The organism is Streptomyces sp. RP5T (genome assembly GCF_003933965.1).
Lineage (GTDB): Bacteria > Actinomycetota > Actinomycetes > Streptomycetales > Streptomycetaceae > Streptomyces.
The window spans coordinates 1-2,343 of record NZ_RSAJ01000914.1; the positions used below are offsets into that span (position 1 = coordinate 1).

Genomic DNA, 2,343 nt, shown 5'->3' on the forward strand with positions numbered 1-2,343 from the left:
GGATCTCGACCGTGCGGCGGACCGCAGCAGTGTGGGGGCCGTAGACCGCGGTCACGACGACGAGCCCGAGGCCGACGCCGGACAACTGTGCGGCGATGAACGGGCCGACGGAGCCGGGCGTGATCCCGGCGAACGTGTCGGTGAAGGCCCGGCCGATCGTCACCGCCGGGTTCGCGAACGACGTGGAGGAGGTGAACCAGTAGGCCGCACCGATGTATGCGGCCACCGCGGCCGGGGCCGGCGAGGCACGGTCGATCCGGTGCAGGCCGAGGACCAGCAGGATGAGCCCGGCCGTGGCGACGACCTCGCCGAGCCACAGGTGGCCGGCGGACCGGTCGTGGGTGGAGAAGGTGACCAGCGGTTCGGCGAACATCGCGTCGGCCAGGATCGCCCCGCCGACCGCTCCCGCGATCTGGGCGGGCACGTACGCGGCGACGTCCCGCAAGGTGAGACCGCCCGGGGTACGGCGGCCGGTGAACCAGGCGGCCAGGGTCACGGCGGGGTTGAAGTGCGCGCCCGAGACCGGCCCGAGCAGAGCGATCAGCACGCCCAGACCGAAGACGGTGGCGAGGGAGTTGGCGAGCAGCTGGACACCGACATCGTGTGACAGCTCGGTGGCCTGGATGCCGGAGCCGACCACCACCGCGACCAGCAGCCCGGTCCCGATCGCCTCGGCGGCGACCCGGCGGCCGAGCGGCGCGCTCACGCAGGCGCTCCGGCGGGCTGCGCGGTGGTCAGGAAGGCGGCGAGCTCGTCCAGGACGCCGGGCAGCACCCAGTAGTAGACCCACGTACCGCGGCGTTCGCAGCCGATGAGTCCGGCCTGGCGCAGGAGCTTGAGGTGGTGGGAGATCGTCGGCTGGGACAACTCGAAGGCCGGGGTCAGCTCACAGACGCAGACCTCTCCGCCCTCCCCGCGCGAGGCGATCATCGACATGAGCCGCAGCCGGACCGGGTCGCCCAGGGCCTTGAAGACCTTCGCCAGGTCGGCCGCCCGGTCCGCGTCCAGCGGTGCGGCGGACAGGCCCGGGCAGCAGGCGGCGTCCTGGCCGATCACCTCAAGCTCTTGTTTCGACATGCTTCTATGTTGACGTCTTTCGATTCAGCGCGCAAGCTTGCATCAATGAACGTCAATACAAGCCGTTCCGGGCACCGCCATGCCCGTCATCCAGGAGTGAAGTCATGAGCGAGCAGTCCACCGACCTGCGTGAAACCGTCCGTCGGCGATACGCCGCCGCGGCCGTGAAGGTCACCGAGGGCAGCGCCGCCTGCTGCGGGCCCGAGCCCGTCGAGGTCGACGACAACTTCGGCTCCACCCTCTACGCCGCCGACGAGCGCGACGCCCTGCCCGCCGAGGCGGTGGCCGCTTCCCTCGGCTGCGGCAACCCCACCGCCGTCGCCGAACTCCGCGAAGGTGAACGCGTCCTGGACCTCGGCTCCGGCGGTGGCATCGACGTCCTGCTCTCCGCCCGCCGCGTCGGCCCCACCGGCAAGGCGTACGGACTCGACATGACCGAGGAGATGCTCGCGCTGGCCCTGGCCAACGCCGCGAAGGCGGGCGCCACCAACGTGGAGTTCCTCAAGGGCACGATCGAAGCCGTCCCGCTGCCCGCGAACACGATCGACGTCGTCATCTCCAACTGCGTGATCAACCTGTCCACGGACAAGTCCGCCGTCTTCGCCGAGACCTTCCGTGTCCTGAGGCCCGGCGGCCGGATCGGTGTCTCCGATGTCGTCGCCGATGACGCCCTCACCCCCGCCCAGCGCGCCGAGCGCGGCGACTACGTCGGCTGCATCGCCGGCGCCCTGTCCTTCGCCGAATACCGTGCCGGACTCGAAGCCGCGGGGTTCACGGACGTCGAGATCACCCCGACCCACCCGGTCGCCGACGGTATGCACTCCGCGATCGTCCGCGCCACCAAGCCCGTGACCGGCGAAAGCCCCCGGCCGGCTGGCGAGTCGAGTGATGCCTGCTGCGGCGTCAACGCCTGCTGTACGCCCGGCGAGTCCTCCGCCGACCCCGCCCTCACCGTGACCGAGGCCAAGTCCGCGTCGGGGTGCGGCTGCCGGCACTGACGCGCAGCGGGCCACCGGGAGCGAGCGCCCCCGGCGACCTGACACGGCTCGGCAGCAAGACCAGGGATCACGCGTGCGGGCGGACCAGGAGCAGCGCGATGTCGTCGTTGCGCGGGGCGGATTGTTCGGCGTGGTCGAGGAGGGAGTCGGCCAGCACTTCCAGGTTCTGCGTCTCAGTGACGGTCAGCCGGTGGGCGAGTGCGGTGGTGGCGTCGTCGATGTCGATGCCGGGAGCCTCGACGAGGCCGTCGGTGTAGAGGGCCAGGAC

The 2,343-nt window shown here is 71.2% G+C and carries 4 protein-coding genes; 1 reads left to right on the top strand and 3 read right to left on the bottom strand.

What is annotated here, in order from left to right; translation table 11 throughout:
* Together EHS43_RS42870 and EHS43_RS42875 are read right to left on the bottom strand one after the other, a co-directional pair.
* A partial coding sequence (locus EHS43_RS42870) for an aquaporin (protein ID WP_185806651.1) occupies nt 1-706 on the bottom strand: 706 nt, incomplete at its 3' end.
* A complete protein-coding gene (locus EHS43_RS42875) occupies nt 703-1,077 on the bottom strand; it encodes a helix-turn-helix transcriptional regulator (protein ID WP_125195863.1) in 375 nt (124 codons plus the stop codon). The genes EHS43_RS42870 and EHS43_RS42875, both read right to left, overlap by 4 nt.
* 104 nt (nt 1,078-1,181) lie before the next feature.
* Between EHS43_RS42875 and arsM the strand changes: the two genes are divergently transcribed.
* Nucleotides 1,182-2,075, top strand: coding sequence for an arsenite methyltransferase (gene arsM / locus EHS43_RS42880; RefSeq protein ID WP_125195864.1), 894 nt, complete (start codon nt 1,182-1,184; stop codon nt 2,073-2,075).
* Nucleotides 2,076-2,142: 67 nt separating this feature from the next.
* Here arsM and EHS43_RS42885 read toward each other — a convergent pair.
* Nucleotides 2,143-2,343 (bottom strand): SpoIIE family protein phosphatase (locus EHS43_RS42885; protein WP_148104282.1); only part of this gene is annotated, 201 nt, incomplete at its 5' end.

Bases quoted from the DNA above. Each gene is read 5' to 3' on its own strand.
- arsM (WP_125195864.1), top strand. From the start codon at position 1,182: ATGAGCGAGCAGTCCACCGACCTGCGTGAAACCGTCCGTCGGCGATAC.
- EHS43_RS42875 (WP_125195863.1), bottom strand. From the start codon at position 1,077: ATGTCGAAACAAGAGCTTGAGGTGATCGGCCAGGACGCCGCCTGCTGC.